The following is a 13497-nucleotide window of genomic DNA, read 5'->3' as shown; positions in this document are numbered from 1 at the left end:
GAGGGCCGCGCGGACTCTCCACGTCCGAGCCACGGACGCGGACCGGCAGGGCGCCGGAACATACAGCGCCCGTCCGCACGCGACCCGACAGCAAGGATCGATTTGGACAGCAAACGTGTGCTCAGCGGCACTCTCATCACTGTCAGCGCGTTCACCGCGATCGGAACCACTACCGCCAGGGCCGAGTCGGCGCCACCCGTCGTCAAACTGCGGACCTGGACCACGTCAGCGCAACCGAAGATCACGGCCATGGCGCCGTCTACGAGAAACAAAAGGATCGCCCTGGGACAGGTCGTCCAGCGGTCCTGGAACCTCCGGGAGTTCCGCTGCCTCGACAACCTGTGGACCAGGGAGAGCGGCTGGAACCACCGGGCGCTCAACCGTTCGTCCGGTGCCTACGGCATCCCGCAGTCGCTGCCCGCGGTCAAGATGAGCAGCGCCGGACGCGACTGGAAGTCGAACCCGGAGACGCAGATCCGGTGGGGTCTGGCCTACATCAAGGGGAGGTACGGCAGGCCGTGCGGCGCCTGGGGACATTGGAGATCGCACAACTGGTACTGAACCAGGGGGCGCCGGGAGCTCACCTCGTGCCCTCCCGGCGCCCCGTGTGAACGCGATGAAGCTCTCAGGGCCGGCGGCTGAGCGGCAGTCGCAGGATCAGCCGGGCTCCGGAGCCTTCGCCGATCGTCAGGGTTCCGCGGTGGGCCTTGGCGATGTCGCGGGCGATCGGGAGTCCCAGCCCGCTCCCCCCGGTGTCCCTGGATCGTGTCTGGTCCAGCCGCGTGAACCGTTCGAACACCTGCTCCCGCTTCTCCTCGGGGATCCCGGGCCCGTCGTCGGCCACCTCGACCACGGCCTGGCCGTCGCACGCCCGCACGGAGACCCGCACCTTGGACTCGCCGTACCTGTCGGCGTTGGCCAGCAGGTTCGTCAGCAGCCGGAGCAGCCGCAGCGGGCTCCCCCGCACGCACACCCCCGACTCGATGTCCGTGGTGACCGGCAGCCGGGTGGGCCGCCGCGAGACCTCGTCCGCCACGAGCCGCCCCAGGTCGATGCGCTCGAAGCGGGGTGTCGCCCCCGCGTCCAGCCGGGCCATCAGCAGCAGGTCGTGCACGATGGCCGACAACCGCCGCGCGTCCTCCAGCGCGGCCCGCCAGTCGGCCTCGTCGCGATCCTCCATCCCGGCTTCCAGGCGCACCATCAGGGCCGTGATCGGGGCGCGCAGTTCGTGGGAGGCGTCGGAGACGAAGCGGCGGTGCCGGGCCACGGCGTCCTCCAGCCGGGCCAGGGTGTCGTTGACGGTGGTGGCCAGTTCGGCGACCTCGTCGTCGGTCCTGGGCACCTCGATGCGCTGGCTCAGGTCGTGGGCGCTGATGCGTTCCAGCCCCGACCTGATCCGCTCCACGGGGGCCAGGACGCGGCCGACGCCGAACCAGGCGCCCCACGCCAGCAGGGCCACCAGCAGCAGGGAGCCGCCGTACAGGAGCGCGGGCAGGAAGTGGGAGCGCAGCAGGAGCGGCTCGCGCATGGCCGAGTAGGCGATGACGCTGCCGTACGCGCTGGCCTCGTCGCTGATCCCCACCACGACCAGGCACCCGTCGGACCGGCACACCCGGTCCTCCACCCGGGTGTCGCCCCCGCCCGGCCTGGCCCTGGTGATCGGCGATATGCCGGGGATGGTCTCGTTCGAGGCGACCACCTGGCCGTTGTCGTCGACGACCTGCAGGAGGTAGACGCCCTTCTGCGAGGGGATCGGCCCGTCCAGGCGCTCCTTGTCGATCATGGCGATGACGTGGCGGCTCGCCGCGGAGGCCTGGTCGACGAGGTCGGCTCTGGCCCGCACCGGGTACGACAGGGAGATCGCGATGACACCCACGAGGAGGATGACGCCGAACACCGCCACTGTCGCGATCGTCATCCGAGCCCTGATGGACTGCCCGAACCCCATGGTCTAACTCTGCCACGCAAAGTACAAACCGCAGGTCAAACGCCTTTCAGCGGCCGAAGTCGCGGTGCGGTCCGCGTGGGAGGCAGCGGCCTGTCAATCACGACATTCCCCAACAGATCACAACGGAAACCATCAATGCCCTCACATGCACGATCGTTCACGTTTTCCCACGTCAGGAACACAAAACCCACCTGGAAGCCACAGAAAACCTGTTGAACGTCCGTATTAGCCTAGAAGGGATGCCTCCCGATACGCACAAACCTCGCCGTCCCCTGCTGTCTTCCAACTCCCTGTGGCGGATGAAGTCCTACCTCCGCCCGTACGCCGTCAGACTGGTCTTCATCTGGCTGGCCGCGCTCGTCGGCATCGGCGCCGCGATCGCCCTGCCCCTCATCAGCGAGAAGGTCATCGACGGGCCCGTGGCCCACGGCGACTCCGACGGGCTGCTCCCGCTGGGGCTCCTCGCCATCGGCATTGGCGTGGTCGAGGCCCTGCTGATCTTCCTCCGGCGGTGGGCTCAGGTCAAACCGGTGCTCGGCCTGGAGACCGCCATCCGCGACGATCTCTACGAGCACCTGCAGCGGCTGCCCATGGGCTTCCACGGCGACTGGCAGTCGGGCCAGCTGTTATCCCGGGCCACGACGGATCTGTCCACGATCCGCCGCTTCCTCGGCTTCGGGATGCTCTTCCTGGTCATGAACATCCTGCAGCTCATCACGGTGACCGTGCTGCTGATGAACAAGTACTGGCCGCTCGGGCTGCTGGTGCTGGCCTCGTCGGTGCCGATCATCTGGACGTCCCTGCGCTTCGAGAAGCGCTACATCAAGATCTCCCGCCAGGTGCAGGACGAGCAGGGCGACCTCGCCACGCTCGTCGAGGAGGCCGCGATCGGCATCCGCACCATCAAGGCCTTCGGCCGCCGCCACCACGTCTTCGACCGCTACGACGAGGCCGCGCTCAAGGTGTACGGCACGTCGATGGACAAGGTCCGCCTGTCCGGCAAGTTCTTCTCCTTCCTGGAGATCATCCCCAACATCACGCTGGCCCTGGTGCTGCTGCTCGGCGCGCTGGCGGTCGGCACCGGCTCGCTGACCCTGGGCGCGCTGGTCGCCTTCACCACGCTGATGCTCCAGCTCGTGTGGCCGATCGCCAGCCTCGGCTACATCCTGGCCATGGCCCAGGAGGCCATGACCTCCGCCGACCGCGTCATGGAGGTCATGGACACCGTCCCCTCGATCCAGGACGGCACCGGCACCGTCGCCACGCCGCGCGGCCACCTGCGCTTCGAGGGCGTCGGGTTCCGCTTCCCCGACTCCGACGAGCCGGTGCTGCGCGACGTTTGGCTGGAGGTCGCGCCGGGCGAGACCGTGGCCATCGTGGGCGCGACCGGCTCGGGCAAGACGACGATGACCGCGCTGGTGCCCAGGCTGATGGACCCGACCGAGGGCCGGGTCACGATCGACGGGCAGGACGTGCGCGACCTGACGCTGCCGGACCTGCGCTCGGTGGTGGCCACCGCGTTCGAGGAGCCGACGCTGTTCTCCATGAGCGTGCGCGAGAACCTCACCCTCGGCCGGACCGACGCCACCGAGGAGGAGCTCGACGCCGCCATCCAGACCGCGCAGGCCATGTTCGTCTACGACCTGCCGTGGGGCCTGGACACCCGCATCGGCGAGCAGGGCCTGTCGCTGTCCGGCGGCCAGCGACAGCGGCTCGCCCTGGCGCGGGCCGTGCTGAGCAAGCCGCGGATCCTGGTGCTCGACGACACGCTGTCCGCGCTCGACGTGGAGACCGAGGCGCTGGTGGAGGAGGCGCTGCGGCACGTGCTGCGCGACGCCACCGGCATCGTGGTCGCCCACCGCGCCTCCACCGTGCTGCTGGCCGACAAGGTGGCGCTGCTGCGCGGCGGCACGATCACCCACGTCGGACAGCACCAGCAGTTGCTGGCCGAGGTGCCCGAATACCGGGAGTTGCTCGCTCAGGACGCCGACTTCGACGACGCGTCGGAAGGAGCGCTGCGATGACCACGACGACCACCACCCCCGCGAGCGCGGCCGACTGGCGCGGCGTGGCCTCCGAGGACCAGGACGAGCTGCCCGACAAGATCTCCGTCCTGCTGCGGGCGCGTTCCCGGCGGCTGCTGGGCGACCTGCTCCGCCCGTACCGGAAGAAGATCGCGCTGCTCGTCGCGATCATCGTGGTCTCCAACGCGGCCGGGCTGTCGATCCCCTTCCTGGTCTCCGTCGGCATCGACGCGGGCATCCCGCCGATCCAGCGCGGCGAGGGCCCTGACGTGCTGCTGACCGTGGTCGGGGTCATCCTGGCCGCGGCGATCACGCAGGCGATCACCCGGCAGGCGTTCCTGCGGCTGTCGGGGCGGATCGGGCAGGGCATCCTGCTGGAGCTGCGCAGGAGGGTGTTCGACCACTTCCAGCGGCTGTCGCTGAGCTTCCACGAGGGTTACACCTCCGGCCGGGTCATCTCGCGGCTGACCTCCGACATCGAGGCCATCGCCGAGCTGCTCCAGTCGGGGTTCGACGCGCTGGTCAAGGCCGTGCTGACCATGGTGGGCACGGCCGTGCTGCTGCTGGTGCTGGACTTCAACCTGGGCCTGATGGCGCTGCTGCCGCTGCCGTTGCTGGTGCTGTTCACCCGGTGGTTCCGGCGGCAGTCGGCGATCGTCTACCGGCGTACGCGGGAGACGGTGGCGCTGGTGATCGTGCACTTCGTGGAGTCGATGACCGGCATCCGCGCGGTGCAGGCCTTCCGCAGGCAGCCGCGTAACCAGGAGATCTTCCAGCAGCTCAACGACGACTACCGGGGCGCGAACGCGCGCAGCATGCTGCTCGGCGCGACGTTCATGACCGGCGTCAAGCTGATCGGCAACCTGACGATCGGCGGGGTGCTGCTCTACGGCGGCTGGCTGGCGCTGAACGGCGAGGTCCTGGTCGGCGTGCTGACCGCGTTCCTGCTGTACCTGCGCCAGTTCTACGAGCCGATGCAGGAGGTCAGCCAGTTCTACAACACGCTGCAGTCGGCGGGCGCGGCGCTGGAGAAGTTGTCAGGCGTGCTGGAGGAGGAGCCGTCGGTGCCCGAGCCGCGCGAGCCGCAGCCGCTGCCCCAGGGCAGGGCACGTGGCAAGGTGCGCTTCGAGGGCGTCAGGTTCGCCTACGTCGAGGAGATGCCGATCCTGCCGCGGCTCGACCTGACCGTCCCGGCCGGGCAGAGCGTGGCGCTGGTCGGCGCGACGGGCGCCGGCAAGACCACGCTGGCCAAGCTGATCTCCCGCTTCTACGACCCGACCGACGGCCGCGTGCTGCTCGACGGCGTCGACCTGCGCATGCTGGACGAGGCGTCGCTGCGCCAGGCCGTGGTCATGGTCACCCAGGAGAACTTCCTGTTCAGCGGCACGGTCGCGGACAACATCAGGTTCGGCCGCCCCGACGCCACCGACCGCGAGATCCGCGAGGCGGCCAAGGCGATCGGCGCGCACGAGTTCATCTCGTCCCTGCCCGACGGCTACGACACCGAGGTCGGCAAGCGCGGCGGCCGGATGTCCGCCGGGCAGCGCCAGCTCGTCGCCTTCGCCAGGGCGTTCCTGGCCGATCCCGCGGTGCTCATCCTGGACGAGGCCACCTCCAGCCTCGACGTGCCGAGCGAGCGCCTCGTGCAGCGCGCGTTGCGGACGATCCTCGCCGACCGGACCGCGCTGATCATCGCGCACCGGCTGTCGACGGTGGAGATCGCCGATCGGGTGCTGGTGATGGAGCGCGGCGAGATCGTCGAGGACGGATCGCCGGACCGGCTCATCGCCGCGTCGGGCCGCTTCGCCGGGTTGCACCAGGCGTGGCTGGACAGCCTGAGCTAGTGGTGCGGGCGCGCCGGGTGCACCAGGTTCGCGAAGAGCTCGTAGCCGACGAACGCGGCCAGCGGCAGCCCTAACGCGACCAGCAACCGGCCGGGCAGCGGGGACCGTTCAGCGGGCCTGCTGCCCGGCTGGATCACCGGCACGAACAACGGCTCGGGCTCCGGTTCCGGCGCGGGCACGAGCTCGGGGTGGTGTGCCAGGTACCCGGAGGGGAAGGAGGTCACGCGGTAGGCGCCGCATCGCGGGCAACACGTGCCTGACCGGGGCGGTGGCACCGCCACTCCCGAGCTGAGCCAGATCTCGACCTCGTTGCCGTGGTTGTCGGTGAGACGTCTGACGACGAACTCCTCTTCCCAGACGTATAAGCAACGAAGGCACTCGAAGGGCCACGTCTCGGGGGAGTCAAACCCGTCTGGCACAAGAATCACCTCAGACCACAAATCGGTCGCTCATCTTGAGTGTCCACCCGGGTTCGCGCCCCCGCAAGGCGGGGCTTATGACACTTTCAGCTATGGAATGCTCACCAAGTGTCAGGTTATTCGTCAGTAAAGCGGTTTTCTGACCGGGCTGAGCAGCGGAGTCGCGTCCGGCGCGGTGGGCTCGACGGACGGGATCAGCTCCGGATGATGGGCGAGATAACCCTCCGGGAACGTGGTGGCCTGCTGGGACCCGCAGCGCGGGCAGATGACACCCGACGAAGGCGGCGGCACGGGCAGGCCGTCACGCAGCCAGACCTCCCGCTCGTTGCCGCGACGGTCGTCGACGTGCCGGACGACGTACTCCTCTTCCCAGACGTGCCAGCAGCCCCGGCACTCGAAGGGCACGATCTTGAATTCTTCGACCAAGGCGGTCACCCCCTTACTTCGAGTGTCCGCCCGCCGCTCCGAATCCCGCAAGCCGTCTTACCGAACGGTGAGAACAAAGGCGAAAGCGCCTGCTACCACGCTGATCGTGCCAAGCCAGGCGAACAGCACGTCCAGTCCGGCCTCCAGCGGCCTGCCTCCGTGCAGCGCCTCCTGCACGCGGCGGAAGCGCGCCCGCGTTCTGATCAGCAGCACGCCGCCGCAGAGCGCGGCCAGCGCGAAGGCGACGGTCGCCGGCACGGGCAGGGCGTTCCTGAGCGACACTCCTGCCGCGCCGAGCCCGCCGGTCGACAGGGCCACGGCCGTGCGCACCCAGGCCAGCCGGGTGCGCTCGCTCTGCAGCCCCTTGTCCCAGATCTCCTCTTCGGGTGCCATGTCAGGCGGCCAGGATGATGAGGATCAGAGCCATGATCGCCACCGCCGCCACCCCGTAGCCGAAGACGGCCGCGAGCGCGGGCGGCGGCAGCGGGTCCTGCCGGCGCAGGGCACGCTGGATGTTGCGCCAGCGCGGGTAGGCCATGCCCGCCGCCAGCGCGGACAGTGTGACCAGCACCACGGCCAGCGCGGTACGGATCCACGGCACGAACACGTCGGCGGGAACCGCCGCCATGGCCACCCCACCCGCACTGAGCGCCAGCGCCGTGCTCAGCCAGGTGAGGAAGGTGCGTTCATTGGCCAAGGTGAAACGCGGGTCGGGTTCCATAGGAAAAACGGTAATTCGTCCCCATTTCCCCTAAAGAAACCGGGTTAGCTGCAGGCCTGGGCCACTTTCTCCAGGTAGGCGGCGCTGTCGGTGCCGACCTTCTGGACCGCGTCGACGGCGTCGTTGACATTGTCGACGTTGATGCCGCTCAGGGTCTTGGCCAGGTCGTCGCTGGCTTCTTTGAGCGTGGTGTTGGCGGCCTTGTCGGCCGTCTCGTTGAGCTTGGCCGCGGCATCGTCGATGGCCTTGTCCATGGCCTGGGGGTCGTTGGTGAGTTTGGCGATCTGCGCGCCCAGGTCGGTGACGATCTTCGGGGCCTCCAGACACGCCTGGGCCTTGTCGATGGTGCTGTTGACCTCACCGCACCCGGCGGCGAAGACAGCCATGGCGAAGACGGTGAGAGGCAGGAACCGGCTCTTGAGGTGACGCATGGTTTGGACACTACCCAACTGCCCGGCCACGCGGCGTGACCGTCATTCCAAACAAACCCTTGATATCGACGCAGCAGCGCGCCGAAGATTCCAAGCATGTCTTTGGAATCAACGCAGGGGCGGGCGCGACGGCGGCTCGACGATCCCGCGGCGATGCGGGCCTTCGCCCATCCCGTCCGCCTGGAGCTGCACGAGCTGCTGATGCGCATGGGCACGATGACCGCCGCGGAGGCGGCCAGAGAGGTCGGCATCAGCCAGGCGCTGGCCTCCTACCACCTGCGGCAACTGGCCAAGTACGGCTTCGCCGTCCAGGCCGAGGCCCGTGACGAGCGGGAACGGCCGTGGAAGGTGACCGAGACCGCCCAGGACTGGAACGGGTCGGGGACGGATCCCGAGCAATCGGCCGCCAGAAGCCTGCTCGAGCAGGTCATGGCCGAGCGGGCGCTGTCGCGGCTGATCGACTGGCAGCAGCGGCGGGCCGACGAGCCCGAGGAGTGGCGGCCGGCCGGCGGAATCGGCAACGCCTACCTCTACACCACGCCCGAGGAGTTCGCGGAGATCAGCTCGGCCATCTGGGGGTTGCTGGAGCCGCTGATGGCCCGCGGGGCCGACCCGTCATCGCGGCCGCCCGGGGCGCGGCCGGTGCTGCTGACCCAGATCTGCGTCCCGCTGCGGCCGACGGAGTCCGGTGACTGAGGCGCCGCCCGCGGACGAGGGCTCGTCCCCGATTCGGGGGAACGGCTTACGGGGGCTCCTGCGCGGCAACCGCGACTTCCGGCGGCTGCTGGCCGCCAGCGTGATCTCCCAGACCGGCGACTGGGTGATCAGCACCGGGCTGGCCTTCTACGTCTACCAGCTCACCGGCTCCACGCTGGCCACCGCGACCATGCTGCTGATCACGCGACTGCCCGACGTGCTGCTCGGGTCGGTGGCCGGGGTCCTGGCCGACCGCTGGGACCGCCGCCGGCTGCTGGTCGGCACGGACGTGCTGCTCGCGCTCGGGCTGCTGCCGCTCCTGGCCGTCCACGAGCCGTCCCAGATCTGGATCGTCTACGGCGTCGCCCTGTGGACCGGGGTCCTGGGCACGCTGCTGCCTCCCGCGCAGAAGGCGCTCGTCCCCCAGCTCGTGGCGCGGGAGCAGCTCGTGCGGGCCAACGCCCTGCACGCCCAGTGCGGGCAGATCGCCCGGCTGCTGGGGGCGATGCTGGGCGGGGTCGCGGTCAGCGCGGGAGGGCTCGGCGCCGTCGTCCTGATCGACGTGGCCAGCTTCGCGATCTCGGCGGCGCTCCAGGCGAGTCTGCGCACGCCGGGCCGCCCGTCCGCGACGACGTCGATGGGCGGGCAGTGGGCCGCCGGGCTGCGGCTGGCCGCGCGGCACGCGGGCGTGCGGCTGCTGGTCGCCTACATGGCGATCGCCGGGCTGGGCGAGGGCATCTTCTCCACGCTCGCCGCGCCCTTCGTCGCGGAGGTGCTCGGCGGCGGCGGTGACGCCTACGGCCTGTTCCTGTCGGTGCAGGCGGTCGGCGGGATCGCCGGCGGTCTGCTCGTGGCGGCGTACGCGGGCGCGGCCAAGCCCTGGACGTTGCTCGGCGGCGCGACGATCGTGTTCGGGCTGACCGACCTGGCGCTGTTCGTCTACCCGCTGGCCGTGCCCGCGCTGTGGCCGGCGCTCGTGCTGATCGGGCTGGCCGGGGCTCCGGCGGCGGCGGCGATGGCGGGCTTCACCACACTGGCCCAGACGGTCACCGCCGACGAGCACCGGGGCGCCGTCATCGGCCTGCTGGGCAGCGCCCACGCCGCCACGGCCCTGCTCGGCACGGCACTGGCCGGGGTGCTCGGCGGCACGCTCGGCATCGTCGCGACCCTGTGCCTGCACGCGGGCGGGCTGATCGTCGCCGGCCTGCTCGTTCTGGCCTTCCGACCTGGGATCATTCGATAATGGATATCGATTCGTTGGTGATATCGCTATTAGACATCGGCTGATCGCATCTGCTTTGCTCCTGCCGTCCGACGGACGACGACAAAGGATCTGACATGCGACACAGCCGTCTGGCGGCAGCGGCCGCTCTGGTGCTCTCCCTCCTGGCCGGAGGCGCGACACCGGCGTCGGCAGAGCCCAAGGTGCAGGTCACGAAGGAGCTGCGGGCGCTGGAGAGCTCCTTCAAGGGACGCATCGGCGCGTACGCCATCGACACCGGCACGGGCAAGACCCTGGCCTACCGGGCAGGCGAGCGGTTCCCGCTGCTGTCCACGTTCAAGGCGTTCGTCTGCGGGGCCGCGCTGCACAAGGCCCGCACCTCCGCCCCCGGCCTGATGGACAAGGTCGTCAAGTGGACGACCGACGACCTGAAGCCGCACTCCCCCGTCACCGAGAAGCACGTGGCCGACGGGCTGACGGTCGCCCAGCTCTGCGAGGCGACCGTGACCGTGAGCGACAACACCGCGGGCAACATGGTGCTCAAGCAGGTCGGCGGCCCGGCCGGCCTGACCGGGTACTTCCGTACGCTCAAGGACCCGCTCTCCCGGCTCGACCGCTGGGAGACCGAGCTGAACGACTGGACGCCCAAGGAGAAGCGCGACACCACGACGCCCGCTGCCGCCGCCCGCGACCTGCGGGCGCTCTCGGCCGGCAAGGCGCTCGACGCCAAGAGCCGCGAGCGGCTGAACGGCTGGCTGATCGCCGCCACGACCGGCGACAACCGCATCCGCGCCGGCCTGCCCAAGACCTGGACCGTCGGCGACAAGACGGGCACGAATGCTACGGCCGGGCTCGCCAACGACATCGCCGTCATCTGGCCGAAGAAGTCGGCCGCCCCCATCATCATGGCGATCTACACCAACCGCACGGCCCCTGACGCCACGGCCGGCGACAAGGCCATCGCGGACACCGCCACCATCCTGGCCCGCGGGCTCGGCAGACTCTGATGGCCGGTCGGGGGACTCAGGGGACTGGCGGGACTGCCAGGACTCAGGTGACGTCTGGGGGAACGTCCGAGCCTCGGGGGGCTCGGGCGACTCGGGGGGCTCGGGGCGCTCGGGGCGCTCGGGGGGCGAAGGTCGTTGGGCTTGCCGTCGCCGGGGTGACGGCGGGCCTGCTCGTGGCGGGGATCGCGGTCCCCGCCGTCGGGGGCGCGGGGTTCGGGTTCATGGCGGCGGCCGAGGAGGTGAACCTCAAGCCGGCCGCCCTCGTGGAGCCGCCGCCGGCCGAGGTCACGATCGTGCAGGACCGCGACGGCAAGGAGATCGCGCGCTTCTACGAGGAGTACCGCGAGGTCGTCGGCTTCGACGAGATCGCCGGCATCATGAAGACGGCGATCGTGGCGATCGAGGACTACCGCTTCTACGAGCACGGCGCGATCGACATCGAGGGCACGCTCCGCGCGCTGGCCAAGAACATGAGCTCGGGCCGGGTCAGCCAGGGCGGGTCGAGCATTACCCAGCAGTACGTCAAGCAGGTGCTGCTGAACTCGGCCACGACCGACAAGGAGCGGAACGCGGCCCTGGAGGCCAGCTACGCGCGCAAGCTGAACGAGCTGCGGTACGCCATGGGGGTCGAGGACAAATACACCAAGGACCAAATCCTTGAGAAATATCTGAACATCGCCTACTTCGGCGCGGGCGCCTACGGCGTCGAGGCGGCGGCCAAGCGCTTCTTCGGCGTCACGGCCAGGAAGCTGACGCTGCCGCAGGCGGCGACGCTGGCGGGCGCCGTACAGGATCCGAACGCCACCGACCCCAACCTGGGCAGGGAGCAGCGCGAACGGCTGCTGAAGCGCCGCAACGTCGTGCTGGCCCGGATGGCCGAGCTGGGCAAGATCACCCCAGCCGAGGCGGAGAAGGCCCAGGCCGCGAAGCTCGGCTACAAGGGCACGAAACTCCCCGGCGGCTGCGAATCCAGCAAATATCCCTACTTTTGCCTCTACGTCCGGCACGAGATCCTGAGCAACACCGACTTCGGCCGCACGGCCAAGGCCCGCCTGGCGATGCTCAACCGCGGCGGCCTGACGATCAAAACCACGATCGACCCCACCATGCAGGCTGCAGCCGACCAGGCGATCAAGAAGTGGGTCGGCGCGTCCGACCACCCGGTCGCCTCCGAGGCGCTGGTCGAACCGGGCACCGGCGCGATCAAGGCCATGGCGGCCAGCAGACGATACGGCTCGAACGCGGCCAGGAACCAGATCTCCTACAACGTGGTCGCCGACGCCGCGCACGGCGGCGGGGTCGGTTTCCAGGCGGGTTCCACGTTCAAGACGTTCACCCTGATCACCGCGCTGCGCCAGGGCATGAAGGTCGACGACGGGTTCGAGGCGGGCGCCGGTTACCGGGCCCCCGGCTACTCGACGTTCAAGAACTGCGCGGGCCAGAACATCGGCGACCCGACCCACACCGTCACCAACGACGAGGGCTCCCCCGGCTGGAAGACGCTGCGGACCGGCACGTGGGGGTCGGTGAACACGTTCTTCATGGAACTCGAACGCCGGGTCGGGCTCTGCGCCACGGTCGAGACGGCCAAGTCGCTCGGCGTCCGCCGCTCTGACGGCAAGGAGCTGCAGGAGTACGAGACATTCACGCTCGGCATCAACGAGATGGACCCGGTCACGGTCGCGAGCGCCTACGCCGCCATCGCCGCCCGCGGCCGGCACTGCACGCCCATGGCGATCACCCACATCACCGACCGAGACGGCAAAACCACCCGCTACCGCCCCAAATGCCGCCAATCCCTCGACCCCGAGGTAGCGGACGCCACCGCCCACGTCCTGTCGGGAGTGTTCACCAAGGGCACGATGCGCAACGTCGGAGGCATCGGCCGCGAAGCAGCGGGCAAGACGGGCACCACGGACGACTACGCGACGGCCTGGTTCGCCGGTTTCACCCCGAACCTGGCCGCCGCCGTCAGCCTCGGAGACCCTCGCGGCTCCCAGAAACACAAGCTGACCGGCGTCACGATCGGCGGCCGGCACTACGGTTTGGTCGCCGGAGCCAGCATCCCCGGCCCGATCTGGAAGGACACGATGACCTCGGCGCTGGTCAACGTGCCGCCGACCCCGTTCACCCCGATCAACACGGCCCGCTTCGGCGGCTGCGACCAGAACTGCCGCCCGGACCCACCCGAAGAAACCGACCCACTCCTGCCCGACCCCACTCAACAGGAGCAGGAACACTCCGAACCGAACTGACGACCCCGCCCCGGCACCCCCCACCCCAACGTCGCAACCACCAACCGGCGTGAACGTGGCAGCGCCGATCAGCTCACGGCTCCTCGGGATCGTGTGACCTATGTCACTTTCCGCGATGAGCACGATGTCCGCGTTCACCCGGAAACTCGCAAGGGGCCCGGCCGGAATCTGCTGGAACGATGCGCCTAGGATTGCTGATATGGCAACATGCGAGCATTTTTCCCAGGTCGACGACCCGGCCGCGAACACACCTGAGGGCTGCGAGGAGTGTCTGGCCGTCGGGGGGCGCTGGGTGCATCTGCGGCGGTGCCTGGAGTGCGGGCACATCGGGTGCTGCGACTCTTCGCCCGGCAAGCACGCCACCCAGCACTTCCACACGACCACGCATCCGGTGATCCAGTCGTTCGAACCCGGTGAGAGCTGGCGCTGGTGCTTCGTGGACAACCAGATGGCTTGACAGGGCTGCCGGCCGGTGTCTGGATCATCACTCCGTTCGCCTTCCGT

The 13497-nt window shown here is 69.5% G+C and carries 14 protein-coding genes; 8 read left to right on the top strand and 6 right to left on the bottom strand.

Annotated elements, in window-relative coordinates; all coding sequences use genetic code 11:
• Positions 1–102: 102 nt before the first annotated feature.
• Positions 103–561 (top strand): aggregation-promoting factor C-terminal-like domain-containing protein, encoded by a 459-nt coding sequence (locus ACFOY2_RS21515; RefSeq protein WP_379529843.1) that lies wholly within the window; start codon positions 103–105, stop codon positions 559–561.
• A gap of 64 nt (positions 562–625) precedes the next feature.
• On the opposite strand, the gene ACFOY2_RS21510 is transcribed toward ACFOY2_RS21515, so the two are convergent.
• Positions 626–1918, bottom strand: a complete 1293-nt coding sequence (locus ACFOY2_RS21510) for a sensor histidine kinase (protein ID WP_379529842.1) — start codon at positions 1916–1918, stop codon at positions 626–628.
• A gap of 329 nt (positions 1919–2247) precedes the next feature.
• Here ACFOY2_RS21510 and ACFOY2_RS21505 point away from each other — a divergent pair, with 329 nt between their 5' ends.
• A complete protein-coding gene (locus ACFOY2_RS21505; RefSeq protein ID WP_379529841.1) occupies positions 2248–3972 on the top strand; it encodes an ABC transporter ATP-binding protein in 1725 nt (574 codons plus the stop codon).
• The gene (locus ACFOY2_RS21500) at positions 3969–5816 is read left to right on the top strand and encodes an ABC transporter ATP-binding protein (protein ID WP_379529840.1); all 1848 of its coding nucleotides are present in this window, start codon (positions 3969–3971) and stop codon (positions 5814–5816) included. Before ACFOY2_RS21505 ends, ACFOY2_RS21500 begins: the two co-directional genes overlap by 4 nt.
• On the opposite strand, the gene ACFOY2_RS21495 is transcribed toward ACFOY2_RS21500, so the two are convergent.
• The 5 genes from ACFOY2_RS21495 to ACFOY2_RS21475 all read right to left on the bottom strand — a co-directional run bounded on the left by ACFOY2_RS21495 (position 5813) and on the right by ACFOY2_RS21475 (position 7813).
• Positions 5813–6235, bottom strand: a complete 423-nt coding sequence (locus tag ACFOY2_RS21495; RefSeq protein ID WP_379529839.1) for a hypothetical protein — start codon at positions 6233–6235, stop codon at positions 5813–5815. The two genes, ACFOY2_RS21500 and ACFOY2_RS21495, sit on opposite strands and share 4 nt — an antisense overlap.
• A gap of 123 nt (positions 6236–6358) precedes the next feature.
• Positions 6359–6661: a hypothetical protein gene (locus tag ACFOY2_RS21490; RefSeq protein WP_379529838.1), complete on the bottom strand. Its 303-nt coding sequence runs from the start codon at positions 6659–6661 to the stop codon at positions 6359–6361.
• Between the two features lie 57 nt (positions 6662–6718).
• On the bottom strand, positions 6719–7054 hold the full coding sequence (locus tag ACFOY2_RS21485) for a DUF202 domain-containing protein (RefSeq protein ID WP_379529837.1): 336 nt from the start codon (positions 7052–7054) through the stop codon (positions 6719–6721).
• Position 7055: 1 nt separating this feature from the next.
• Complete coding sequence (locus ACFOY2_RS21480) at positions 7056–7382, bottom strand: YidH family protein (RefSeq protein ID WP_379529836.1); 327 nt, start codon at positions 7380–7382, stop codon at positions 7056–7058.
• Between the two features lie 44 nt (positions 7383–7426).
• The gene (locus ACFOY2_RS21475; protein ID WP_379529835.1) at positions 7427–7813 is read right to left on the bottom strand and encodes a hypothetical protein; all 387 of its coding nucleotides are present in this window, start codon (positions 7811–7813) and stop codon (positions 7427–7429) included.
• Positions 7814–7909: 96 nt separating this feature from the next.
• Between ACFOY2_RS21475 and ACFOY2_RS21470 the strand changes: the two genes are divergently transcribed.
• The 5 genes from ACFOY2_RS21470 (at position 7910) to ACFOY2_RS21450 (ending at position 13450) form a co-directional block, all read left to right on the top strand.
• Positions 7910–8509 carry an ArsR/SmtB family transcription factor gene (locus ACFOY2_RS21470; RefSeq protein ID WP_379529834.1) on the top strand — a complete coding sequence of 200 codons (600 nt, stop codon included), beginning with the start codon at positions 7910–7912 and terminating at the stop codon, positions 8507–8509.
• On the top strand, positions 8502–9752 hold the full coding sequence (locus tag ACFOY2_RS21465; protein WP_379529833.1) for an MFS transporter: 1251 nt from the start codon (positions 8502–8504) through the stop codon (positions 9750–9752). The genes ACFOY2_RS21470 and ACFOY2_RS21465 overlap by 8 nt, the downstream gene beginning before the upstream one ends.
• A gap of 95 nt (positions 9753–9847) precedes the next feature.
• Positions 9848–10738, top strand: coding sequence for a class A beta-lactamase (bla, locus tag ACFOY2_RS21460; RefSeq protein WP_379529832.1), 891 nt, complete (start codon positions 9848–9850; stop codon positions 10736–10738).
• A 155-nt stretch (positions 10739–10893) separates the two neighbouring features.
• Positions 10894–12993 carry a transglycosylase domain-containing protein gene (locus ACFOY2_RS21455; protein ID WP_379529831.1) on the top strand — a complete coding sequence of 700 codons (2100 nt, stop codon included), beginning with the start codon at positions 10894–10896 and terminating at the stop codon, positions 12991–12993.
• Positions 12994–13192: 199 nt separating this feature from the next.
• Positions 13193–13450, top strand: coding sequence for a ubiquitin carboxyl-terminal hydrolase 14 (locus tag ACFOY2_RS21450; protein ID WP_379529830.1), 258 nt, complete (start codon positions 13193–13195; stop codon positions 13448–13450).
• Positions 13451–13497 lie beyond the last annotated feature (47 nt).

It is taken from the genome of Nonomuraea purpurea, from assembly GCF_042650645.1.
GTDB lineage: Bacteria > Actinomycetota > Actinomycetes > Streptosporangiales > Streptosporangiaceae > Nonomuraea > Nonomuraea purpurea.
The sequence above is the reverse complement of the archived record's forward strand: the minus strand, read 5'-3'. Positions and strand labels throughout refer to the sequence as shown.